Source organism: Andreesenia angusta (assembly GCF_001855385.1).
GTDB lineage: Bacteria > Bacillota > Clostridia > Tissierellales > Gottschalkiaceae > Andreesenia > Andreesenia angusta.
In genome coordinates this window covers 73,160-98,425 of sequence record NZ_MKIE01000005.1, presented here as the reverse complement: position 1 = coordinate 98,425, position 25,266 = coordinate 73,160, and the positions used below count along the sequence as shown (strand labels likewise).

The following is a 25,266-nucleotide window of genomic DNA, read 5'->3' as shown; positions in this document are numbered from 1 at the left end:
ACACAAGAAGATTGTAGGAGGAGAAAGATGAGAGATAAAAAAGAACTGCAGCAAATAGCCAATGGGCTCAGAAAAGACATAATAAAGATGCTCTGCGAGTCTAAATCAGGACACCCTGGAGGTTCGCTTTCAGCTTGCGAGATTCTCTCGGTTCTGTACTTTGATGAAATGAATATAGATCCAAAGAATCCGAATATGGAAGACAGAGACAGGTTCGTCATTTCAAAGGGACACGGCGCGCCAGTGCTATATGCTGCGCTTGCTGAGAGAGGGTATTTCCCGAAAGAAGAGCTGAAGAAGCTTAGAAAGACTGGATCAATGCTTCAAGGGCACCCTGATATGAAGGGGACGCCAGGAGTGGACATGTCTACAGGCTCGCTGGGCCAAGGGTTTTCTGCTGCATGTGGAATGGCCAAGTCAGCTAAGATTTCAAACGACGACTACAGAGTATATGCGCTGCTAGGCGACGGTGAAACTCAAGAGGGAATAGTCTGGGAAGCAGCCATGTTTGCGGCTCACTACGGACTAGACAACCTTACAGCGATACTAGATCACAATGGACTTCAGATAGACGGAAAAAACTCGGATGTAATGAATATAAGCCCTATAGAGAAGAAGTTCGAGGCCTTCGGATGGAACGTAATAGAGGCAGACGGACACTGCATCGAATCGATACAGAATGCGATAGCAAAAGCCAAAGAGGCAAAGGGTGTGCCTAGCATAATAATAGCTTCGACTACCAAGGGTAGAGGAGTGTCTTTCATGGAAAATGAAGCAGGATGGCACGGAGCAGCTCCAAGCGAAGAGCAGAGAGACGAAGCACTAGAAGAATTGAGGAGGTGTATGCAAAATGACTAGTATGGCTACTAGAGACGCATACGGACAGGCGCTTAAAATATTGGCAGAGAAAAACGAAAAGGTAGTCGTGCTCGACGCAGACCTTTCAAAATCCACAAAGACGGCAGACTTTTTGAAAGTATGCCCAGAGAGATTTATAAACGTAGGTATAGCTGAACAGAACCTTATGGGCATAGCGGCAGGACTTGCAACTACAGGCAAGATACCTTTTGCAAGCACTTTCGCGATGTTTGCTACAGGAAGAGCCTACGAGATAATCAGAAACTCGATAGGATATCCAAAGCTGAACGTAAAAGTGGCGGCTACACATGCAGGACTTACTGTTGGAGAAGACGGAGCTTCGCATCAGGCGATAGAGGACATATCTCTAATGAGGTCTATGCCTAATATGGTAGTTGTGAATCCGGCAGACGGTGTAGAGGCGAAAGCGGCCATACTGAGCGCTGCAGAGTACGTTGGACCTATGTATATAAGGCTTGGAAGAAGCAAGGTTCCAACTATATTTGACGAGAACACTTACAAGTTCGAGCTTGGAAAAGGCATAGTGCTTTCAGAGGGAAGCGACGTGTCTATACTGGCTACAGGAAACATGGTTTCTAAGGCCCTAGAAGCGGCCGAAGAGCTCTCTAAAGAGGGAATAAGCGCCAGAGTCATAAATATCCACACTATAAAGCCTATAGACAGAGAGCTTATAGTTAAAGCGGCCAAGGAGACTGGGGCTATAGTTACAGCAGAAGAGCACAGCGTAATAGGAGGGCTTGGAAGCGCAGTAGCGGAAGTTCTTTCAGAGGAATGCCCTGTGATGATGAGAAGAATAGGGGTTCAGGACACATACGGAGAGTCTGGAGACGGAGACGAGCTTATGGAGAAATACGGACTCACTTCAAATAAAATAGCAGAGGCTTCTAGGGAGCTTGTATCTAAAAAATAGGGGATAGATATGACTAAAAGGAATATTGGGATTTTAATAACTGTATTTATGCTTGTAACTGTGGGAGTCTTTCTAAGCCGAAAACTTCAGGAACTTAACTTTGAAAGGCATTACAGCTCAGTATATGAAAATAAACCACTGGGATACAAGTTTGGGACAGATGAAGAAATGGAAGTGGATTCATCCAAGTCTGAAATATTTACAAAATTTGAAAACAGTGAATTAGAGATCACTATATACTACGACGACTTAAAAAGGCTAGGTGGAGTCACAAAGGTTGAGTACGACGGGTACGGAAACGAAGGGATCAGGAGCTCGAAGCTTTTCAGCTTAGACAAAGAACATTCAGTCAAAGTTGACGGAATAAGCAGCAAGGTTCTAGAGTACAGCAGAGAAAAGCTTTCGAAAGTGGAGAACGATAAGAACCACTACACTACGGTATCTGTACCTAGGACAGATAAGGAGATATACACCATAGCTGTAAAGTCAAAGAGCAAGGACATTGACTTAAATAAAATCCTGAAAGGGTTCAAGTTCACCGAAAGGGAAGGAAAGCTGGAAGCGTTCAAGTCAAAGTCACTGATTGGCTCAAGACAGTTCAATGAAGACACGAGAGCTTTTGTAGACAGATATCTCTTGAAAAAAGGCCAGCAGAGCTTTGGCATATACTATCCGTCTGTGGAGACTTGGGATAAGGCGGCAGACTTTACGGGTCTGGAAGAGCTAGAGCAGAAGCTACAGTACAGATTTCCAGCAGTCCTGTCCTACAGCACCAATACGGTGTTTCAGGATGGATTTGGAGAGCTGAAGCAGAATTTTTTCGCAGCCGCAAAAGAGCAAGGTAGGGTACCAGAGCTGACTTTCAGTACTTTTGAAGGAGGACCCGATATTTCGACTCAGGACGAGAAGACACTGGACATACTGAACGGAAAGTACGACTCTGTATTCGAGGAGTACGCTGAAGGATTCAAGGAGTTTGGCATGCCTGTGCTTTTTAGGCTGAACAACGAGATGAACGGAGACTGGGTATCTTACAGCTCTTACCATATGGGAAAAGATCCTGAGCTTTACGTGGAAACTTACAGGTATATACATGACTTCTTTGAAGCTCGTGGAGTCGACAACCTCATATACGTGTTCAATCCAAACGAGAAGTCGTTTCCAGACTTCAGCTACAACAGTTACTTGGCCTACTATCCAGGCGACGAGTATGTAGACGTAGTTGGGCTTACGGCATACAACACCGGGAACTACTATGAAGGTGAGATATGGAGGAGCTTTGACGAGGCCTACAAGGATCTCTACGCGGACTACAGCAAGAGATTCGATCAGCCGCTTATAATAACCGAGTTCAGTTCGGCTTCGACTGGAGGAGACAAGGTAAAGTGGTTTAACGACATGTTCAAATCTATAAAAGACTATGACAGAATAAAGCTCGCCGTGCTCTGGAACGGCACAGACTGGGATATGAAAGACGGAAAGAATATTCCAGCTAGAGAATACAGAATAGATGAGAACGATGAAGTGATAGAGGCAGTTAGAGACGGGCTTCAAAACTTCAAATAAATCAAAAGCGTATGGGTCTAGGACTCATACGCTTTTTTGATCTATTTTTTACAGTCAATCAACCTGCTCTCAGTGACTACATACTCCACAGGGAAGTCGTGCTCGTCTGGACAGGCGTCTTCTACCATCTGTAGCTCGAAGGCGAGCGCCACCTTAGGTATAGACGGTCTGACTCTCTCTAGGAACCTGTCGTAGTACCCGGCGCCATAACCTATCCTGTAGCCCTTCTCGTCAAACGCCACTCCAGGAACAAGCACAAGGTCTACTTCAAGAGGGTCGACCTCTCTAATGAATTCAGGCTTAGGCTCTAGTATTCCATAGGCTCCTGACTCAAGCTCATTGTCGTAGTCTATTATCTCGGACAGGATGAGCTGCCTTGTCTCTACTACAGATATGGGAATCACTACACGCTTTCCATCTGCTACGGCCTGCTTTATAAACCTTTTTGTCTTTACCTCGTTTCTGAAGTCGATATAGGCCATTATCACTTTAGAGTCTCTGTAGAATTCAGAGCCAAAAAGAGCGTCGGCAATACTGTCGCTTTTAGAGGAAACATCAACAGGATCCATTGATTTTCTAGCCTCTAGTATCTCTTTTCTAAGAATTTTTTTCACAAGAATACCCCCAAATTTAAAATAGTATAAGTAGATTATACTAGAGAAACACTGCGTTTTATAGAGCTTAAATGTCATAAGTGAAATAGTTAGTTATTAGTGATTAGGGTGTGAAATGTAAAGTAAACAAGAGCTAAATTCAAATAAAGAGGAAATACAAAAGTTCAGGGTTACAAAAGGGTAACAAAAAAGTACTATAATATAACTAGTTCTTTCAAAAGGATTACCCTTTTTCAGTCCTATAAATAGGGATAAAGGTTACAAATGCTCTGAAAAGTTTGAAAAAAAAAATACAAAGTATTATAATGGTCTAGTGCAAACTTATCCACAGAACATGGTGGATAAAGTTTCAAGACTGTAGAGGTGATTGAGTGATAGAATATATAAACGTTAGCAAGCAGTACGACAGCAACAAGGCGATAGCCTTGACCAATATAAACCTGAGGATAAAAAAGGGAGAATTCGTGTTCATAGTGGGATCGAGTGGAGCAGGAAAGTCCAGTCTTATAAGGCTTTTGCTGAAAGAAGAAGATCCTACAAGCGGAAAGTTGATACTTAATGGAGAGGACATAACCCATGTGACGGGAAGAAGAGTTCCCTATATAAGGAGGAGCTTGGGAGTTGTATTCCAGGACTTCAGACTGCTAGAGAACAAGACGGTGTTCGAGAACGTCGCTTTCGCGATGGAGATAATAGGAGCCAGCAAAAAGCAGATAGACAGGCAAGTGCCCCAGGTGATAGAGATGGTTGGACTTAAGGGCAAAGAAAAGGACTACCCGGACGAGCTTTCAGGTGGAGAGCAGCAGAGGGTTTCCATAGCAAGGGCAATAGTGAACAAGCCTACAGTGCTTATAGCCGACGAGCCTACCGGAAATCTAGACCCGGAAACTGCATGGGAGATAATGAAAGTCATAAAGGAAATAAACAATAGAGGAACTACAGTGGTAATGGCCACTCATGCCAAAGACATAGTTAACTTCATGAAGCGAAGGGTTGTAGCCCTTGAAGATGGAAAGATAGTAAGAGATGAAGAGAAAGGTGTGTATGGTTATGAAGCCTAGAATGCTACTGGATATATTGAAGAGAGGTATGACCAGCATATCTAGGAACCGAGGAATGAGCTTGGCTTCTATAGGATCTGTTTCAGCCACTCTAGTGATACTTGGGATAATACTGCTTATGATACTGAATATAAACGGTGTGGCTACATCCACACAAGAGCAGTTCGACCAGGTGCAGGTTTACCTAAGCAAAGATCTTACTGCAGAAGAGATAACAGGGGTGTCTGACAAGATAAGCGAAGTGCCGAATGTAAAGGAAGCCACTTTCTTGTCAAAGGAAGATGCACTCAAGGAGATGAAGGAAAGCTGGGGAAGCGAAGGATATCTCCTTGACGGGTTGGAAGCAGAAAACCCTCTGCCAAACTCTTTCATAGTAAAGATAGATGATTTGGACAAATCAAATCAAGTAGTCGAAAGTCTCAGCAAGATAGAAGGCATAACAGAGACTAACTACTACAAAGATGTAGTTGAAAGACTTACAAAGATAGCTAACTTCATAAGGATAGGAGGACTTGTTGTAATAGGAGTATTGATATTCATATCTGTGTTTATAATATCCAATACGATAAAGATAACAGTCGCAGCTAGAAGGAAAGAAATAGGGATAATGAAGTATGTTGGAGCTACAAATGGCTTCATAAGAGGACCCTTCATAGTGGAAGGGGTGGTGCTCGGACTTATAGGAATGGGAGTGGCGCTTGCAGTGGTCTACGCAGGGTACAAATACGTATTCGCCATGATAACTGAAAGACTCTACCACATAATGGCCGCATATATGATAGCACCTCAGCAGATACTGGCAGACCTACTGATAATATTCCTGACTATAGGAGTGGGAATAGGAATGCTTGGAAGTGTGATTTCGCTTAAGAGATACTTAAACGTATAGAAACTAGATAAAAGAAGAGAAAAGGAGAGATTGTTAGATGAAGAAGAGATTAATATGCTCAATGCTAGCACTATCTATAACATTCGGAGGAATTACTTACGCAGCGCCTGATACTGGAAGTTCTGATATAGCCACTCTAAAGCAGCAGCTTGAGGAAAACAACAACAAGAAGGAAAGCATAAAGTCAGAGATAGAAAAGCTTGACCAAAGCCTTAACAAAGCCACTGAGGAAATGATGAAGATGCAAGAAGCTTACGACGTGGCAAAGGCAGAAGTGGAAAGCATAAAGAAAGAGCTTGAGCAGTCGGAGAAGAAGTACAACGAGAGAAATGCCAAGCTTAACTCAAGAGTAGAGGCTATGTACAAAAGTGGAAGTACAGGATATATGGAAGTAATACTCAGCTCAGAGAGCATAGGAGATTTCTTCACAAGAGTAGACATGGTCAAGAGCCTTGTAAACCACGACCAGAAAGTTATTTCTGAACTGAAGTCAGAAAAAGAGAATATAGACAAGAAGAAGAAAGAGCTAGAGACTAAGCTAAGTCAAGCAGAGCAAGCTAAAGCGGCTTCTGAGTCAAAGAAAAATGAGCTTGTAGAAGCGGCTAAAGCTAAAGAGGTACTAGTGGCAGAGTTAGACTCTAAGAGCCAGAACCTTACAGCTCAGATAGGAAATCTTGAAGCAGAGGCACAGAGAGCGGCTGCAGAGGCGGCTGCATCGCAGACACCTTCAAGAGAAAACAGCACTAGAGAGCCTAATGCAAACAATACGGGAAGCACAGCTCCAACTGCACCTTCTGAGCCTTCGGCACCATCTACACCGGCTCCAGCACCTTCTACTGGAAGTGCAAGCGCTGTAGTGAGCACGGCATACCAGTACCTAGGAGTGCCATATGTTTGGGGTGGAACTACACCTAGCGGGTTCGACTGTTCAGGATTTACATCTTACGTGTACAGACAGATGGGTATCAGCATACCTAGAACAGCTAGACAGCAGCAGAACTTTGGAACTAAGGTCAGCCTTTCAGCACTTCAGCCTGGAGACCTAGTGTTCTGGGGATCGCCAGCTTACCATGTTGGAATATATATAGGTGGAGGAAGCTATATCCACGCACCTACTACTGGTGACGTTGTAAGAGTAGCTACACTTAAAGGAGCTACATCAGCTACAAGAGTTCTCAGATAATAGAGATATGATGTATAAAAAGAGAGAAAGTTGGATGTCCGGCTTTCTCTCTTTATAAATGGGGGAGTGTTCGATTTGAACAAGAAGTTTGTTTTGGCAGCATTGACTGCTATGTTGTGCATGCCAGCAACTACATATGGGGAAGAGCTAAGCGAGATGAAAGACAGGTACGAAGAGATAAACTCTCAAAAGCTTGAAGTTCAAAAGCGTCTAGAGCAGAATAGTGCCATAGCCGATAGGATGGAAAAAGAGCTGAAAGCTATAGAAGAAGACTTCGAGTCTACAAGCAGAGAGCTCAGGGAGTACGAGGAAAAGCTCGTGAAGCTAAATCAAGATATAGCAAGCTCGAAGAGCGAGCTAAAGAATGCAGAAGACAAGCTGAATCAAAAGCAAGAGCTCCTAGGGTCCAGGCTCAGCTCTATGTACAAAAATAGATCTGCTAGCTATATAGAAGTTGTATTTGACTCAAAGGACATGGTGGACTTATTCGACAGGCTCAACATGGTGAAGAACATAGTTTCTCACGACAAAGACATTATAGAGGATGTAAAAGCCCAAAAAGATGATATAATAGAGAAAAGAGAGCAGCTAGAGAAAAGAGAGCAAGAAAGCAAGATGGCAGCTAGAAAGCTAGAGCAGAGAAAGCTTGAAGCCTCTAATTTAGCTAAATCCAAGGAGGCTGTAGTGAGCAGCCTTAAAAGGAATGAAGCTGAGTACAGGGCTCAGATAGAGACGCTTGACTCGGAGTCGGAGAGGACAATGCAGGAGATAAGGCTTGAGACAGAGAAAAAGAATGCAAAGCCTTCAGAGGATGCAGGCAAAAGTCAGGCTGGAGGTCAGGTGAGCTCAAGCTCTGGGGGCTCAGGAAACCAGTATACAGGGGCTGCACCTGAGATAGACTACAGCAATACCGAAAAAGGCGAAGCCATGGTAGTCAAGGCTACAGCTTATGATCCATCTCCTGAGCAAAACGGGGGCTACGGAGGCATTACGGCCATGGGAACGGCACTAAGGCCTGGCGTTATCGCTGTAGATCCAAAGGTCATACCGCTTGGAACAAAAGTGTATATAGAGCATATGGACGGCACACCATACGGATACTGCATAGCGGAGGACACAGGTGGAGCCATAAAGGGCAACAGGATAGACATACTTTTTATGAACAATGCAGATGCCATAAAATTCGGAGTAAGGGATATGAAGCTCTATATCTTGAAATAGAAAATTGAAAGAGGTGTTTTGTTTGAAGAGAAAACTGATTTTATCGCTGCTTATGCTGTCGATGGCAGGATCGAGTGTGACAGCTTACGGTGTGGACATAGATGCTAGCAAGCAGAAACTGAACCAAGCTTCAGAGGAGAAGAAGGAGCTTGAGGAGAAGCTGAACAAGAAAGAGGGAGAAGTCGACAAACTGGTAAAAGAGATAGAAGAAATCGACTCCCAGATGAGGGCGGCTTCAGACGAGCTGGAAAAAGCTAAATCAGAGCTTGCGAAGATAGAGGCGGAAGTTGTAGCGGTTAAAAAAGAGCTAGAAGCCGCAGAGACAAAGCTAGAGGAAAAGCAGGAGATGTTCAACTCAAGAGTCAGCGTGATGTATAAAAACAGCTCTGCAGGGTACTTAGAAGTTGTGCTTGGATCTACAGATTTAGTGGACTTGTTCAACAGAATCAGCATGATAAAAGACATAGTGGGATATGACGCAGAGATAATAGCTGAAGTTAAAAATCAGAAAGAGATAATATCGGTTAAAGGCGAGGAGCTGAAGGTAAAGGAGTCAGAAGCCAAGGAGGCCACTAGGCTGGCCGAGACAAAGAGGGCGGAGCTAGAGAGTATCTCGAACTCCAAGATTGCCTACATGGAGACGCTTAAGAACGATGAAGTGGCATTCAGAAGCAGCATAGCCAGACTTGAAGCAGAGTCGGCACAGATACTAGATAGTATAAAGTCTGAAGAAAGTAGACAGGCAGAAGAAGCCAGGAAAGCTGCTGAATCGGCTTCAAAGCCACAGCCGCCATCCGCAGGCTCTTCTGTGTCTACAGGTACAGGAAGCTCAAATTCAGGCAGCCCAGATATAGAGGTTGCACCGTCGCAACCATCTTCAAGCTCGGGTATGATAAGGCCGGCTGCGTCAGGACCTGTCACTTCAGAGTTTGGACCTAGATGGGGAACTGTACACAAGGGGATAGATATAGGTGTACCTACAGGCACTCCTATACTGGCTTCGACAGACGGTGTTGTGGCCAGATCATACTACTCTTCTTCTTACGGAGAGGTAGTTTTTATAAATCACGGCGGCGGAATTGTAACTATATACGCCCACAACTCCAGAAGACTTGTCTCAGAGGGGCAGAGAGTGTCGAAAGGCCAGGTCATAGCCTACTCTGGAAACACGGGAGACAGCACTGGGCCCCACCTTCACTTCGAAGTGGTGGTAAACGGAGCAAAAGTAAATCCAAGAAACTATATAAACTTTTAGATCACTGGCTTCGGCCAGTGTTTTTGTTTTGTAAAGCTGACATGGTTTCGATAAACTGATATAATAATAAAAAATAAGGACACGAAGAGGTGCAGTATGATATCTAGAAAAAAGATGGTTTTAATTTCGGTTATCGCAGCCATGACTACAGGCGTGGCTGGAGTCTTTGCAGGCAAGCTTATAAATATCCCGTTTGGAAACACAGTTCTGGTTTCAAGAGACGAATACTCAGAGCTAGTGGACATATACGACAAGTACGGGAAGCTAGACGTGATGGAAGACTATATAGACCAGAACTATCTGGGAGAGTACAGCAGCGACCAGATAGTAGACGGAGCCATAAAGGGCATGTTCAGCGCTCTGGACGACCCTTACTCTGTCTACATGGACGCCGATGAATTCAAGCAGTTCACAGAGGCCAACTCGGGAAGTTTTGTAGGAGTCGGAATAGTGGTCAGCCAAAACGAAGACGATATGATTGAAATAGTCTCGCCTATGGAGGGCACCCCAGGCTACAAGGCAGGCCTTAAGCCTGGCGACAAGATAATCAAAGTGGACGGAGTAGAATACAGCGGAAGCCAGCTTGACGTGGCTGTGAGCAATATAAAAGGCGAGAAAGGCACAAAAGTAAAGCTGACCATAATTAGGGAAAACTCCGACGGAAAGCAGGAGACGCTAGAGAAAGAGATAGTCAGGGACAAGATAGAGGTGGACAGTGTAAAGAGCGGCACCATAGAGGACAGCATAGGGTATATAAGGCTTTCCTCATTCGACGAGACAAGCTACGAAGACTTCAAGAGCCATCTAGATGAATTGAAAGGCAAGGGCATAGACTCGCTTGTGCTGGACCTGAGAGGGAACGGCGGAGGCTCTGTAAGCGTATGTGCAGACATAGCAGATGAAATCTTGGGAGAGGGCACTGTGGTCTACACAGAGGACAAGCAAGGAAAGCGAGAGTATATAAAGTCCGGACCAGATAAGCTGGGACTTCCGCTTGCTGTAATAGTTGACAAGTCCAGCGCCTCAGCTTCCGAAATACTCACAGCGGCAATTCAGGACATGAAGGCAGGGACAATCGTGGGAACCCAGACCTACGGCAAAGGTGTTATACAGGTTGTAAACGACCTGCCAGACGGAAGCGGATTCAAGCTGACTATTTCAGAGTACTTTTCTCCAAAGGGTAGACAGATAAACAAGAAAGGCATCACTCCTGATGTAGTGGTAGAGCTTCCTGAGACTGTGGAGTCGATAGGCATAGACGCCATAGATGAGGATGTGCAGCTTCAGAAGGCAGTTGAGATTTTGAAAACAGCAAGATAGTGTTCTTGCTGTTTTTTGCTACTCTGAATATTCTGATCAGCTTTGATGACTTTTACAGCAGAGATAATATATAATGGTATAAAGAGAGGTGATTTGTTTGGGCAAGTTCAAGATACATTCAGATTATTCTCCAACTGGAGACCAGCCACAAGCTATAGAGAAAATAGCAAAGGGGCTGGAGGAAAACAAGAAACATCAGGTGCTTCTGGGAGTGACAGGCTCTGGGAAGACCTTTACAATGGCGAATATAATAGAGAAAAATCAGAAACCGACTATAATAATAGCGCACAACAAGACGTTGGCAGGACAGCTGGCAGGTGAGTTCAAGGAGTTCTTTCCTGAAAATGCAGTGGAGTACTTCGTAAGCTACTACGACTACTACCAGCCGGAAGCATATGTGGCTCATACAGACACGTATATAGAGAAAGATGCGTCCATAAACGACGAGATAGACAAGCTAAGGCACTCGGCGACTGCATCGCTCTTCGAGAGGGACGACGTGATAATAGTGGCGAGCGTCTCCTGCATATACGGACTGGGAGACCCGATAGACTATGAAAACCTGGTGCTTTCGCTTAGGCCGGGCATGGAGAAAGACAGAGATGAAGTGCTCAGAAAGCTGGTGGACATACAGTACGAGCGAAACGACATAAACTTCACCAGGGGCTCTTTCAGGGTTAGGGGAGACATAGTGGATATATTCCCGGCTTCATCGAACGAGAACGCCATAAGGGTAGAGTTCTTTGGAGACGAGATAGACAGGGTTACAGAGATAGATGCGCTCACGGGAAATCTCATAGGTGAGAGATCCCATGTGTCCATATTCCCGGCCTCGCACTTTGCAACTTCTGAGGAGAAGGTGAAGGCGGCTGTAGAGACCATAGAGCAGGAGCTGGAGGAGAGGCTGAAAGAGCTGGAAGGAGAAGGCAAGCTCTTGGAGGCCCAGAGGCTTAAGCAGAGGACGATGTACGACATAGAGATGCTTACAGAGATGGGTTTCTGCCAGGGCATAGAGAACTACTCCAGGCATATAGCCGGAAGGGAACCGGGGAGCAAGCCGTTCACACTGCTTGACTACTTCCCTGACGACTACCTTATGATTGTGGACGAGTCGCATGTGACTATACCTCAGATTCGGGGCATGTACGCCGGAGACCAGTCTAGAAAGCAGAGCCTTGTAGACTACGGATTCAGGCTTCCGTCGGCGCTTGACAACAGGCCGCTTAAGTTCGAGGAGTTCGAGGACCACATAAACCAGATACTCTACGTAAGCGCAACGCCTGGGCCTTACGAGTTGGAGCATTCGGAGAACACAGTAGAGCAGATAATAAGGCCGACAGGGCTCTTAGACCCAATCATAGACGTAAGGCCCACCAGAAACCAGATAGACGACCTTATGGGCGAGATAATGGCGAGGACTGAGCAGAACGAGAGGGTGCTTGTCACGACTCTGACCAAGAAGATGTCGGAGGACCTTACAGACTATTTCAAGGAAGCCGGGATAAAAGTGAAGTACCTCCACTCTGATATAAAGACTATAGAGAGGATGCAGATACTGAAGGAGCTGAGGCAAGGCGTGTTCGACGTGCTTGTAGGCATAAACCTTCTGAGGGAAGGACTGGACATACCGGAGGTGTCCCTTGTAGCCATACTGGACGCAGACAAGGAAGGCTTTCTAAGGTCCGAGACATCTCTAGTGCAGACCATAGGCAGGGCGGCTAGAAACTCAAACGGGTATGTCATAATGTATGCGGATGCAGTGACAAAGTCCATGGAGAAGGCCATAAACGAGACAAACAGAAGAAGGCAGATACAGGAGAGCTACAACACAGAGCACGGCATAGTCCCTAAGACCATAGTGAAGGGCATAAGGGATGTAATAGAGGCTACAGCGGTGGCTGAAGATGGAGCAGACTACAAGGCAGTGGATATGAGTGAAATAGAGCGAGCCGAGGTAGGAGAGAAAATAGCAGGATTAGAGCGAGAGATGAAGTACTGGGCCGGCATACTGGAGTTTGAAAAAGCGGCCGAGCTCAGAGACGAGATAGAGAAACTCAAGAAGATAAGCGGAAAGAAAAAGAGGTGAGAAAATTGAAAGACAAGATAGTAGTTAGAGGGGCTAAAGAGCATAATCTCAAGAATGTAGATCTGGAGATTCCCAGAGACAAACTTGTGGTGTTCACCGGCCTCAGCGGATCAGGGAAGTCGTCCCTTGCCTTCGACACCATATACGCAGAGGGGCAGAGGAGGTATGTGGAAAGTCTGTCTTCGTATGCAAGGCAGTTTCTTGGACAGATGGAGAAGCCGGACGTAGAGTATATAGAGGGGCTTTCTCCAGCAATCTCCATAGACCAGAAGACAACCAGCAGGAACCCGAGGTCCACAGTGGGAACAGTGACAGAGATATATGACTACTTGAGGCTGCTGTTCGCAAGGGTCGGGACTCCACACTGCCCTAGCTGCGGGAAGGAGATAGTTTCCCAGAGCATAGACCAGATGGTGGACGCCATAATGGAGCTTCCGGAGAAGACCAAGCTACAGCTCTTGGCTCCCGTAGTCAGGGGTAAAAAGGGGGAGCACAAGAAGCTCTTGGAGAGTGTAAAGAGCGAAGGCTACGTCAGAGTTAGAGTCAACGGAGAGATACAGGAGCTTGGGGAAGAGATAAGTATAGACAAGAACAAGAAGCACAATATAGAGGTAGTAGTGGACAGAGTAGTCGTAAAGCCTGGAGTGGAGAAGAGGCTTACAGACTCCATAGAGACGGTTATGAAGCTCGGGAACGGACTGCTCATAGTGGACGTCATAGACGGAGACGAGATAATGATGAGCCAGAAGTTCGCATGTCCCGACTGCGGAATAGCCATAGACGAGATATCCCCAAGGATGTTCTCCTTCAACGTCCCATTCGGCATGTGTTCTACCTGTAACGGGCTAGGCAGCCATCTGAACGTGGACCCGGAGCTTGTGATACCCAATACTGAGCTTTCCATAAGAGAGGGGGCCATAGCGCCTTTCGCCACAACTTCGGAAGAGGGATACTACTTCAGGAGCTTCAAGTCTATATGCGAAAAATACGGCTTCAGCTTGGATGAAAAGATAAAATACGCCCCGGCGGAGCTTGTAGAGGAAATACTCTACGGCACAGGCGGGAACCACATAAAGTTCGACTTTGACAGCAGGTTTGGAGGATGGAAGACATACGAGGGTAGCTTTGAAGGGGTTATTCCGAACCTTGAAAGGCGATTTGCAGAGACAAACTCCGACTACATGAGAGACAAGATAAAGAGCTTTATGAGCAACAAGATATGTCCCGACTGCAAAGGGGCAAGGCTGAGACCTGAAAGCCTTGCTGTGAAGCTAGGTGGAAAGAACATATACGAGCTGACCCAGATGCCTATAAGAGAGGAGCTAGACTTTGTAGAGAATCTGGAGCTTTCAGAGAAGCAGATTCATATAGCCAGACAGATCCTGAAAGAGATAAACTCTAGGCTTAATTTCCTGCTTGAAGTGGGGCTTGAGTACCTGACACTGTCCAGGGAGGCCGGAACGCTTTCAGGAGGGGAGTCGCAGAGGATAAGGCTTGCAACCCAGATAGGGTCCAGTCTCCTAGGTGTGCTTTATGTACTGGACGAGCCTAGCATAGGGCTTCACCAGAGAGACAATTCAAAGTTGCTGAAGGCGCTCAGGAATCTGACAGATATAGGTAACACGCTTATAGTCGTGGAGCATGACGAGGACACTATGTATGAGGCAGACTATATAGTGGACATAGGGCCTGGGGCAGGAGTCCACGGCGGAGAGATAGTGGCCACCGGAACTGTGGAGGAGATAATAGCCAATGAGAAGTCCATAACGGGGGACTACCTTAGCGGCAGAAAGCGCATAGAAGTTCCAGAGAGCAGAAGAGTTCCAGGAGAAAACTCCATAGTCATAAAAAATGCCTCGGAGAACAACCTCAAAAATATAGATGTAGCATTCCCTACAGGGGTGCTTACGGCAGTGACAGGAGTCTCTGGATCGGGCAAGAGTACACTTGTAAACGAGATACTATACAAGGGGCTGCACCAGAAGCTCCACAAGGGAAAGGAAAAGCCGGGCAGGCACAGCTCTATAGAGGGTGCTGAGCATATAGACAAGATAATAGAGATAGACCAGTCGCCTATAGGCAGGACTCCTAGGTCAAACCCTGCGACCTACACGGGGATATTCGACCAGATAAGGGACGTGTTCGCCATGACTCAGGAGGCCAAGACTAGAGGCTACAGCAAGGGCAGATTTAGCTTCAACGTAAAGGGCGGAAGATGCGAGGCCTGCAAAGGAGACGGTATAATAAAGATAGAGATGCACTTTCTGCCGGATGTATACGTTCCGTGCGAGGTGTGCAAGGGTAAGAGATACAACAGGGAGACTCTTCAAGTCAAGTACAAGGGGAAAAACATCTCCGAGATACTGGATATGACCGTGGAGGAAGGCGTGGAGTTCTTCGAGAATATACAGGGGATATCCAGAAAGTTGAAGGTGATGAACGATGTAGGCCTTGGCTATATAAAGCTAGGCCAGCCTTCGACACAGCTTTCGGGAGGAGAGGCCCAGAGGGTCAAGCTTGCAACAGAGCTCAGCAAGCGAAGTACAGGCAAGACCATCTATATACTGGACGAGCCTACAACAGGGCTTCACTCGGCAGACGTGCACAAGCTTATAACTGTGCTGGACAAGCTGGTGGAGAGCGGAAACACAGTTGTGGTCATAGAGCACAATCTAGACGTCATAAAGGTGGCGGACTACGTGGTGGACCTAGGTCCGGAAGGCGGGGACAAGGGAGGCTGCATAGTGGCCACCGGAACACCGGAGGAGATATGCAGAGTGCCAGAGTCGTACACAGGTCAGTTTTTAGCTAAAAGCCTTAAAAAATAGAGAGGTGGGATAGAGATGGACTTAAAACAGAAGTTAGACGAGATGGTGAGAATAAATATCGAGGTTTCAGATTTGAACAGGGTGAATGTCGAGGTCTACAGCTCTGTGGACAATTGGAAAAACCATATGTACACATTTGTGAACCAGCAAGAGCCATACAAGATAAGGGAGAACGTGGAGACTTTGGGCATAAGCTTCCTGGAGATAAGAGACGCAGAGTCGCTAGACAGGTTTAGGAAAAATGGAAGTGTCACGACTTTCTACGACATGAGCTTAGAGACTATAGCCAGAAGGCTAGATGAAAAGTCTTATACGCATGTGTTTCTGGAAAACATAGGCGAGCTAGACGAGTGCCAGATAGCTGAGCTCTCGGAATGGGTGAACGCAAAACTTGAGAAATAGAGAGAACAGTGGTGAGAGACTTGTTTGATATAAGAGAAGAGCTAAAGAGCCTCCCCAAGCTTCCTGGAGTCTATATTATGAAGAACGAGCTAGAGGAGATAATATACGTGGGAAAGGCCGTGTCCCTTAAAAACAGGGTGAGCCAGTACTTTCAGTCAGGGAAGAGCCACAGCCAGAAGACTAAAGTCATGGTCTCGAATATAGACCACTTCGAGTATATAATCACAGACACAGAGATGGAGGCGCTTATACTTGAGGCAAATCTGATAAAAAAGCATAAGCCCAAGTACAATATACTTCTGAGAGACGACAAGCAGTATCCGTATATAGTGGTGACTACAGACGAAAGATATCCAAGGGTCATAAAGACGCGCTCCAAGAAAAAGAGGGGCGGGAGGTATTTCGGACCGTATACAAATGCTACTGCCGTAAACGACGTAATAGATATAATCGGCGAGTGCTACAAACTCCGAACCTGCAGTTTGAACTTAGACAGGGGTCCAAGGCTGAAGAGGCCGTGCCTCAACTACCATATAGGGAAATGTCCCGGGCCGTGCTTTAAAGAGATAGATGAAATTGAGTATGGTGAAATGGTGAGAGAGGTCATCATGTTTTTAGAGGGCAAGGGCAGCAAGCTAGTCTCAGAGATAGAGTCCAAGATGATGGAAGCAGCCGAAAAGCTTGAATTTGAAGAGGCTGTAAAGTACAGAGACAGGCTGGAATCGCTCCGAGCCATAGTTGAAAAGCAGAAGATAGTGAGAGACGACAGCTTGGACCAGGATGTAATAGGTATAGCCAGAGGACTGGATGAAGCCTGCGTGCAGATTTTCTACATCAGAAGTGGTAAAATAGTTGGAAGGGAAGACTATATGCTGGACAATACAGAGGGTCTTTCCAAAGGCGAATTGCTGTCCTCTTTTATAAAGCAGTTCTATTTGACGGCATCTCATATTCCAAAGGAGATATTGGTGGAAGAGGAGTTTTTAGACTTAGAGCTGTTGGAGGGTTGGCTTTCAGGGCTCAAGGGCAAGAAAAGCCATGTGACAGTCCCGAAGCGAGGGGAAAGAGCAGATCTTATGGAGATGGTGAAGAAGAATGCCTTCGAGTCGCTTAAGAAAAACTCCACCAAGATAAGGGCTTCGAAAGACGACTCTACTCTTGCCTTGGACGAGCTGAAATCTTGCTTGGGTCTTGAGAAAATCCCTCTCAGAATAGAGGCCTACGATATTTCGAACACACAGGGCGTAAACTCGGTCGGATCTATGGTGGTGTTTCAAAACGGGAAGTCGAGCAAAAAAGACTACAGGAAGTTCAAGATAAAGTACGTCAAAGGGCCTGATGACTACAGCTCGCTTGAAGAAGTGCTGGAGAGAAGGTTCAGGCGAGGCATTGAGGAACTGGAAGAGTCCAAGAAGAGAGAGATAGCTATAGAGAACTTCTCTGTATTTCCCGACCTCATAATGATGGACGGGGGAAAGGGCCAGGTCAACACTGCCAAGAAGGTCTTGAAAAAGCTTGGGTTTGAAATACCTGTCTGCGGAATGGTGAAAGACGACGCTCACAGGACGAGAGGGCTTATATACGAGAACGAGGAGATAGAGTTTGCCAAGAACTCCCCTGCGTTCAAGCTTATAAGCAGAATACAGGATGAAGCCCACAGATTTGCCATAGGGTACCACAGGGAGCTTATGAACAAGCAGATGATAAAGTCTGTGCTGGACACCGCACCCGGCATAGGGGCCGTGAGAAAGAAGAACCTGCTGGCTCACTTCGGAAGCATAGCCAATATAAAAAGCGCTGATATAGAGAGCCTTTCGAAAGTGGAGGGCATGAACTTAAAAGTCGCCAGTGAACTATATGAATACTTTAGAAAGAGACAGGGGTGATGATATTTGTATTCTCTCAACTTGCACGACCTTATAAAAAATGTAGGGCTAGAGATAATATACAGGCCAGAGGGGTTGGAAAAGATAAACATATCTGGGATAGAGATAAACCGTCCAGGCCTTCAAATGACAGGGTTTTACAAGCACTTCGTACAGAGCAGGATACAGGTTCTAGGTGAGCAGGAGAAGGAGTATTTGCTCTCGCTCCCTGAAGACCTGAGGTCGGAGAGGATAGAGACGCTCTTCAAGTACCCAATCCCCGCCTTTATAATAGCCAACAATATATACGCTTTCCCGGACATAAAGAGTTTGGCCGAGAAGCACGGCGTGCTACTGCTGAAGACAAAGCTTCCGACCACCAAGTTTATAAGCAAGCTCATAGTCTATTTAGAGGACGTGCTGGCTCCAAAGACCACCATGCACGGAGTGCTCCTCGAGGTTTTCGGCATGGGAGTGCTTATAATGGGCAAGAGTGGAGTCGGAAAGAGCGAGACGGCGCTGGAACTGATAAAGAGAGGACACAGGCTTGTAGCAGATGACGCCGTAGAGATAAAGCGAATAGACGACATGCTCAGGGGCACATCGCCTGCTATCATAAGGCATTTCATGGAGATAAGAGGAATAGGTATACTCGACATAAAGAGGCTCTACGGCGTTGGGGCTGTAAAGACCTGGGAGATACTGGACCTTGTGGTGGAGCTTGAGCACTGGGATGAGCACAAAGAGTATGACAGAGTTGGAATGGATGAGAATACGAAAGACATACTGGGTATAAATGTACCTAGAGTCACCGTTCCTGTTCAGCCTGGAAGGAATCTGGCCATGATAGTCGAGGTGGCCGCCAGAAATACAAGGCAGAAGCAGTTCGGATACAATGCGGCTGCAGAGCTTGACAAAAAGCTGAAAGAGGAGCTTCAAAAGAGAAAGGAATCGCTAAAACAAGTGAGGTGGATAGAATGAAATTTGTAGTAGATACGCATTGCCATACAGTCTCAAGCGGACACGCATACAGCACTGTTATGGAGATAGCGAAAGTGGCAAGTGAAAAGGGGCTTAAGATGGTGGCAATAACAGACCATGGACCGTCTATGCCAGGGAGCCCAAATATATACCATATAATAAACCAGAAGGTAATTCCAGACGAGATATGTGGAGTTAAGATACTAAAGGGAGTTGAAGCCAATATACTGGACTTCGAGGGGAATCTGGATATAGAGGATTCAGTGCTTGAGAATCTTGACGTTGTCATAGCTTCGATGCATGACGTCTGCATAAGACCAGGAAATTACAAGGAAAACACTAATGCCGTTATGAAAGCCATGGAAAATCCGTATGTGGACATAATAGGACATTTGGGGAACCCGAATTTTCCAATAGACAAGGAAGTTGTAGTCAAGAAGGCCAAGGAGACGAACACACTTATAGAAATAAACAATAGTTCTTTTCTCTCAAGCAGAGCTGGAAGCATGGGCAACTGCATGGAGATAGCCAGGATGTGCGAGGAGTACGGGGTGCCTATGGTAGTGGGGAGCGATGCTCATATAGCTTTTGACATCGGGCGTACAGATAAGATAGAGGAAGTGTTCAAGTACGTGTCAATAGGCGAAGATTCGTTTTTAAGCACTTCTGAAGACAAGATGATAGATTACTTCAAGAGCAAAGGCAAGCATAGGTTTAAATAGAGTGGTAATATAGAAAAAACCTGTGAAAATAAGATTGATTATACGTAAAAAGAATTTTCAGAATCTTGACTAAAGGGCATATATTCAAGTATACTCTAGAACATGAGGCAAAATTGTATACAAGAAATAGCGAGCTAGCAAAAAATTCTAAGGAGGAATTCAAATGGCTAAAAACATGAAAACAATGGATGGAAATACGGCTGCGGCATACGTTTCCTACGCATTTACAGAAGTAGCTGCAATTTATCCTATAACTCCATCTTCAAATATGGCGGAAGTGACAGACGAGTGGTCGTCACATGGCAAGAAGAACATATTCGGTCAGACAGTTCAGGTATCTGAACTTCAGTCAGAGGCAGGAGCTGCGGGAGCGGTTCACGGATCACTGGCTGCAGGAGCGCTGACTACGACATACACAGCGTCACAAGGACTGCTGCTTATGATACCTAATATGTACAAAATAGCGGGAGAACTGCTGCCGGGAGTATTCCACGTAAGTGCACGTGCACTTGCATCGCATGCGCTTTCGATATTCGGAGACCATCAAGACGTAATGTCTGCAAGACAGACAGGGTTTGCAATGCTTGCATCTTCAAGCGTGCAGGAGGTAATGGACCTTGGAGGAATAGCTCACCTTGCAGCTATAAAGTCGAGAGTTCCTTTCCTTCACTTCTTTGACGGATTCAGAACTTCACACGAAATACAGAAGATAGAGACTATAGACTATGAAGACTTCAAGAGCTTAGTTGACTACGACGCTATAAAGAGATTCAAGGACAACGCGCTTAGCCCGGAACACCCGGTGACTAGAGGAACTGCACAGAACCCGGATATATTCTTCCAAGCTAAGGAAGCTGCAAACTCGTTCTACGAAGCAGTGCCTGACATGGTAAACAACTACATGGCTGAGATAAGCAAGATAACTGGAAGAGACTACAAGCCTTTTGACTACTACGGTGCAGAAGATGCAGAGAGAGTAATAATATCTATGGGATCTGTAAACGAGACTATAGAAGAGACAATAGACGAGCTTCTAGAGGCAGGGGAAAAAGTAGGACTTGTGAAAGTAAGACTCTACAGACCTTTCTCTGATAAATACTTCTTCAACGTGATGCCTTCTACAGTCAAGAAGATAGCTGTACTAGACAGAACTAAAGAGCCAGGAGCTATAGCAGAGCCTCTTCATCTGGACATAAGAACTATCTACTACAACAAAGAGAATGCTCCTGTAATAGTGGGTGGAAGATATGGACTAGGTTCAAAAGACACTACTCCTGCACAGATAAAGGCTGTATTTGACAACCTAAACCAAGAGAGTCCGAAAAACGACTTCACTATAGGTATAGTGGACGACGTTACAAATAAATCGCTAGAGATAGATGAAAACTTCTTCACAAATCCGAAGGAAGCTATAAGATGTAAGTTCTGGGGACTTGGATCAGATGGAACAGTTGGTGCAAACAAGAGCGCCATAAAGATAATAGGAGACAACACTGATATGTATGCTCAGGCTTACTTCTCGTACGACTCTAAGAAGTCTGGAGGAGTTACAATATCTCACCTGAGATTTGGAAAGAACCCTATAAAGTCTACTTACCTTGTACAGAGTCCTGACTTCGTGTCTTGCTCGAACCAAGCGTATGTAAACCAGTATGACCTTCTTAAAGGACTTAAAAAAGGAGGAACTTTCCTTCTGAACTGCATGTGGTCTGGAGAGGAACTTGACGAGAAGCTGCCAGCAAGCATGAAGAAGTATATAGCTGACAACGAGATAAACTTCTACACTATAGACGCCACTTCGATAGCTGAAGAGATTGGACTTGGAAACAGAATAAACATGGTGATGCAGTCTGCATTCTTCAAGCTTGCAGGCGTAATAGATATAGATGACGCAGTCAAGCATCTAAAAGGTGCAATAGTTAAAGCCTACGGAAAGAAAGGCGAAAAGATAGTAAATATGAACTACGAGGCAGTTGACAGAGGAATAGGGGCGCTTAACAAGGTAGAAGTTCCTTCAAGCTGGAGCAGCGCTGTAGAAGATACTGTAAACTGCGAAGTGGTTCCAGAGTTTATAGAAAAAGTGCTAGAGCCTATGAACAGACAAGAGGGAGATGACCTTCCAGTCAGCACTTTCAAAGGCAGAGAAGACGGTACTTTCCCTTGCGGAACTGCTGCTTACGAGAAGCGTGGAATAGCTGTAATGGTTCCAGAGTGGCAAGTTGAAAACTGTATCCAGTGTAACCAATGCTCGTTTGTCTGCCCACACGCAGCCATAAGACCGTTCCTGCTAGACGAGGAAGAGAAGAAAAATGCACCAGAAACTCTTGTAACTAAGAAGGCTATAGGAAAAGGACTTGAAAACCTGGAGTACAAGATACAGATTTCGACTTACGACTGTACAGGATGCGGAAACTGTGCTGACATCTGTCCATCTAAGGAGAAGTCGCTTATCATGAAGTCGGCTGAAGAGCAACAAGAGGCAGAAGCAGGACATTGGGAATACCTTACAAGAGAAGTCAGCGTGAAAGACGACTTGATGGCTCCTACAACTGTAAAGGGAAGCCAGTTCGTGCAGCCGCTGCTTGAGTTCTCAGGAGCTTGTGCAGGTTGTGGAGAGACACCTTATATAAAAGCGGTGACTCAGCTTTATGGAGATAGAATGATGATAGCGAACGCTACAGGATGTTCTTCAATCTGGGGTGGATCTGCACCGTCTACGCCATACTGTGCGAACAAAGACGGCAAAGGGCCAGCTTGGGCGAACTCGCTGTTTGAAGACAACGCAGAGTATGGATATGGAATGGCTATGGCAGTTAAGCATGCCAGAGCTAAGATAGAAGACAATATGAAGAGTCTTCTTGAGATGAACATCTCAGAAGAGCTTAAGTCAGGACTACAGGCTTGGATAGACAACAAAGAAGACGCAGATGGTTCGAAAGAGGCTACAGCCAAGATACTATACCTTCTTTCAAACAACAGCGAGTCAGATGAAGAAGTTAAAGCTCTACTTAAAGAGATAGAGAAAGACAAGGAGTACCTAGTCAAGAGATCTATCTGGATACTAGGTGGAGACGGATGGGCTTACGACATAGGATACGGCGGATTAGACCACGTGCTTGCGTCAGGAGAAAACATAAACGTATTTGTAATGGACACAGAAGTTTATTCGAATACAGGAGGACAGTCTTCTAAGTCTACTCCTACAGCTGCAATAGCCAAATTTGCATCTTCAGGAAAGAGAGTGAAGAAAAAAGACCTAGGGCTTATGGCTACAAACTACGGATATGTATACGTAGCTCAAGTATCTATGGGAGCAGACAAGAACCACTTCCTGAAAGCTCTTATAGAGGCTGAGAAATACGATGGACCTTCGCTTATAATAGGATATGCTCCATGTATAGCCCACGGAATCAGAGAGGGAATGGGAAGAACTCAAGCTCAAGCCAAAAAGGCTGTTGACTCTGGATACTGGCATCTATACAGATTCAACCCAGAGCTAAAAGAGCAAGGAAAGAATCCATTCACGCTAGACTCTAAAGAGCCTGTAGAGTCGTTCAAGGACTTTATAAAAGGCGAAGTTAGATACACTTCACTTGCTAAGGAGTTCCCAGATATAGCTGAAGAGCTTTTTGACAAGGCAGAAGAAGAGGCAAAAGAAAGATACGAAACTTACAAGAGATTGTCAGAGTATTAATATAAACCCAAAAAGACTGAGTACATAGCTACTCAGTCTTTTATTTTGCATGAAAACCGAGTATACTTAAGGTATGAAAGATAACAGAGCAGAGGTGCAGAGATGGATAAAGAGAGAATTTTAGAGAAGATAGAGAGTGTGGTAGCAAACGGGAGAGTGATGGTGGACGAGCCTATGAAACGCCACACCACTTTTAAGATAGGAGGGCCTGCAGACTTGCTTGTAGAGCCTTCAAGCATAGAGGAAGTCGAAGATGTTCTGAATATATGCAGGAGCGAAGACATCCCCGTAACTGTAATAGGAAATGGAAGCAATTTGCTTGTGAGAGACGGGGGCATAAGAGGAGTAGTGGTTAAGATAGCGGAGCTGCTGTCGGATGTAAGCGTATACGAAGAGAAGATAGTGGCCGAGGCGGGTGCGCTTATGAGCAAGATATCCAGCAAAGCGCTTGAACATTCGCTAGGTGGATTCGAATTTGCAAGCGGAATCCCAGGCACAATAGGCGGAGCTGTGACTATGAACGCAGGAGCTTATGGCGGAGAGATAAAGGACTATGTGAGCGCTGTAACCTGTATAGACTCCGAGGGACAGGTGAAAGAGTACAGCGGAGAGGAGATGGCTTTTGGATACAGAAAGAGCCTTGTCCAGGCTGAAGGGCTTGTAGTGCTCAAGGTAGAGATAAGCCTTAATCGAGGAGACCGAGACGAGATAAAGTCCAAGATAGATGACTACACAGAGAGAAGGACAAGCAAGCAGCCATTGCATCTTCCAAGTGGTGGTAGCACTTTCAAAAGACCTGAGGGATATTTTGCCGGAAAGCTGATAGAAGACGCAGGGCTTAGAGGACTTAGACACAGGAATATACAGGTCTCTGAAAAGCACTGCGGCTTTGTGGTCAATCTAGGCGAATCGAAGGCAGAAGATGTACTGAACTTGATAGGCGTTGTACAGAAGACTGTATACGACAAATTTGGTATTCAGCTTGAGCCGGAGATAAGGATAATAGGGGAAGAAATATAGCGACAGGACGGTGAATTGATGATACTGACTGGAGATTACCACACACACACTGTTTACAGTCACGGCAAAGGCACTATTAGGCAGAACGTGGAGGCAGCCCTGAAAAAGGGATTAAAGGAAATAGCTATAACAGACCACGGGCCAGGACACCTTGTATTCAAGACCAAGAGAGAGAGCTTCTTCAAGATGAGAGAAGAGGTTGACAGCTTGAACCAGGAGTACAAGGATATAAGGATACTGCTGGGAGTTGAAGCCAATATAGTGGACTACTCCGGGAATATAGATGTAGACCAGGAGATACTTGATATAATGGATATACTGCTTGTAGGATACCATTATGGCACCAGGATGAAGAAGTGGATAGATCTCTACAGGATGTATGCAATGAACCTGTTCAGCTTCAAGAAGATAAGGCAGCTAAACAGCGATGCGATAATAGGTGCCATAAAGAAGTACAATGTGGATATAATAACCCATCTAGGCGACAGGATGAGAGTAGACATAAAAAAGATAGCTGAGGTTGCAAAAGAGCATGGGACTATGCTTGAGATAAATGCAAGCCCCAACCATGGGCAGCTGAACTTTAGAAATCTGAATATTGCAAAAGACACCGGGGTTAAGTTTGTGATAAACAGCGATGCTCACAGCCCTGAAAGGGTTGGGGAAGTCAGCAGGGCTATGGAAGTAGTCAAGATGGCTAGGCTGAACAGAAAGCTGATCTACAACGTAGAACAGAACTGCGAGTGGAAAGAAGATTGGGAGGAATAGAG

The 25,266-nt window shown here is 45.5% G+C and carries 19 protein-coding genes; 18 read left to right on the top strand and 1 reads right to left on the bottom strand.

Translation table 11 applies throughout. From position 1 onward, the window contains the following. The first annotated feature begins 27 nt into the window (after positions 1–27). From EUAN_RS07440 to EUAN_RS07430, 3 genes are read left to right on the top strand one after another with little or no spacing between them, the layout of a single operon-like run. Entirely contained in the window at positions 28–858 is an 831-nt protein-coding gene (locus EUAN_RS07440; protein ID WP_071063299.1) for a transketolase, read from the top strand. Continuing rightward, complete coding sequence (locus EUAN_RS07435; protein ID WP_071063297.1) at positions 851–1,789, top strand: transketolase family protein; 939 nt, start codon at positions 851–853, stop codon at positions 1,787–1,789. Before EUAN_RS07440 ends, EUAN_RS07435 begins: the two co-directional genes overlap by 8 nt. A gap of 9 nt (positions 1,790–1,798) precedes the next feature. Beyond that, entirely contained in the window at positions 1,799–3,355 is a 1,557-nt protein-coding gene (locus tag EUAN_RS07430) for a glycoside hydrolase family 26 protein (RefSeq protein WP_071063296.1), read from the top strand. 41 nt (positions 3,356–3,396) lie between these two features. On the opposite strand, the gene EUAN_RS07425 is transcribed toward EUAN_RS07430, so the two are convergent. After that, positions 3,397–3,969, bottom strand: a complete 573-nt coding sequence (locus EUAN_RS07425) for a 5-formyltetrahydrofolate cyclo-ligase (RefSeq protein ID WP_245674464.1) — start codon at positions 3,967–3,969, stop codon at positions 3,397–3,399. Positions 3,970–4,340: 371 nt separating this feature from the next. Between EUAN_RS07425 and ftsE the strand changes: the two genes are divergently transcribed. The 15 genes from ftsE to EUAN_RS07350 all read left to right on the top strand — a co-directional run bounded on the left by ftsE (position 4,341) and on the right by EUAN_RS07350 (position 25,264). Beyond that, positions 4,341–5,030 (top strand): cell division ATP-binding protein FtsE, encoded by a 690-nt coding sequence (ftsE, locus tag EUAN_RS07420; RefSeq protein ID WP_071063294.1) that lies wholly within the window; start codon positions 4,341–4,343, stop codon positions 5,028–5,030. Next, positions 5,020–5,919, top strand: coding sequence for a permease-like cell division protein FtsX (gene ftsX / locus EUAN_RS07415; RefSeq protein ID WP_071063429.1), 900 nt, complete (start codon positions 5,020–5,022; stop codon positions 5,917–5,919). The genes ftsE and ftsX overlap by 11 nt, the downstream gene beginning before the upstream one ends. A gap of 37 nt (positions 5,920–5,956) precedes the next feature. Next, the gene (locus EUAN_RS07410) at positions 5,957–7,102 is read left to right on the top strand and encodes a C40 family peptidase (RefSeq protein ID WP_071063292.1); all 1,146 of its coding nucleotides are present in this window, start codon (positions 5,957–5,959) and stop codon (positions 7,100–7,102) included. A gap of 75 nt (positions 7,103–7,177) precedes the next feature. Beyond that, positions 7,178–8,323, top strand: coding sequence for a 3D domain-containing protein (locus tag EUAN_RS07405; RefSeq protein WP_071063290.1), 1,146 nt, complete (start codon positions 7,178–7,180; stop codon positions 8,321–8,323). A gap of 22 nt (positions 8,324–8,345) precedes the next feature. Next, positions 8,346–9,578: a murein hydrolase activator EnvC family protein gene (locus EUAN_RS07400; protein ID WP_071063288.1), complete on the top strand. Its 1,233-nt coding sequence runs from the start codon at positions 8,346–8,348 to the stop codon at positions 9,576–9,578. 96 nt (positions 9,579–9,674) lie between these two features. Next, a complete protein-coding gene (locus tag EUAN_RS07395; protein ID WP_071063287.1) occupies positions 9,675–10,898 on the top strand; it encodes a S41 family peptidase in 1,224 nt (407 codons plus the stop codon). 97 nt (positions 10,899–10,995) lie between these two features. After that, the gene (gene uvrB, locus EUAN_RS07390; RefSeq protein WP_071063285.1) at positions 10,996–12,984 is read left to right on the top strand and encodes an excinuclease ABC subunit UvrB; all 1,989 of its coding nucleotides are present in this window, start codon (positions 10,996–10,998) and stop codon (positions 12,982–12,984) included. A 5-nt stretch (positions 12,985–12,989) separates the two neighbouring features. After that, positions 12,990–15,812, top strand: coding sequence for an excinuclease ABC subunit UvrA (gene uvrA / locus EUAN_RS07385; RefSeq protein WP_071063283.1), 2,823 nt, complete (start codon positions 12,990–12,992; stop codon positions 15,810–15,812). Between the two features lie 15 nt (positions 15,813–15,827). Further along, positions 15,828–16,214 carry a hypothetical protein gene (locus tag EUAN_RS07380; protein ID WP_071063281.1) on the top strand — a complete coding sequence of 129 codons (387 nt, stop codon included), beginning with the start codon at positions 15,828–15,830 and terminating at the stop codon, positions 16,212–16,214. 20 nt (positions 16,215–16,234) lie between these two features. Continuing rightward, positions 16,235–18,100, top strand: a complete 1,866-nt coding sequence (gene uvrC, locus EUAN_RS07375) for an excinuclease ABC subunit UvrC (protein WP_071063427.1) — start codon at positions 16,235–16,237, stop codon at positions 18,098–18,100. A gap of 6 nt (positions 18,101–18,106) precedes the next feature. Then, on the top strand, positions 18,107–19,060 hold the full coding sequence (gene hprK / locus EUAN_RS07370; RefSeq protein ID WP_071063279.1) for an HPr(Ser) kinase/phosphatase: 954 nt from the start codon (positions 18,107–18,109) through the stop codon (positions 19,058–19,060). After that, positions 19,057–19,782 (top strand): phosphatase, encoded by a 726-nt coding sequence (locus EUAN_RS07365; protein WP_071063274.1) that lies wholly within the window; start codon positions 19,057–19,059, stop codon positions 19,780–19,782. The genes hprK and EUAN_RS07365 overlap by 4 nt, the downstream gene beginning before the upstream one ends. 163 nt (positions 19,783–19,945) lie before the next feature. Next, on the top strand, positions 19,946–23,476 hold the full coding sequence (gene nifJ, locus EUAN_RS07360) for a pyruvate:ferredoxin (flavodoxin) oxidoreductase (RefSeq protein WP_071063272.1): 3,531 nt from the start codon (positions 19,946–19,948) through the stop codon (positions 23,474–23,476). Between the two features lie 102 nt (positions 23,477–23,578). After that, the gene (murB, locus tag EUAN_RS07355; RefSeq protein WP_071063270.1) at positions 23,579–24,496 is read left to right on the top strand and encodes a UDP-N-acetylmuramate dehydrogenase; all 918 of its coding nucleotides are present in this window, start codon (positions 23,579–23,581) and stop codon (positions 24,494–24,496) included. 18 nt (positions 24,497–24,514) lie between these two features. Then, positions 24,515–25,264 carry a PHP domain-containing protein gene (locus tag EUAN_RS07350; RefSeq protein ID WP_071063268.1) on the top strand — a complete coding sequence of 250 codons (750 nt, stop codon included), beginning with the start codon at positions 24,515–24,517 and terminating at the stop codon, positions 25,262–25,264. Positions 25,265–25,266: the final 2 nt, after the last annotated feature.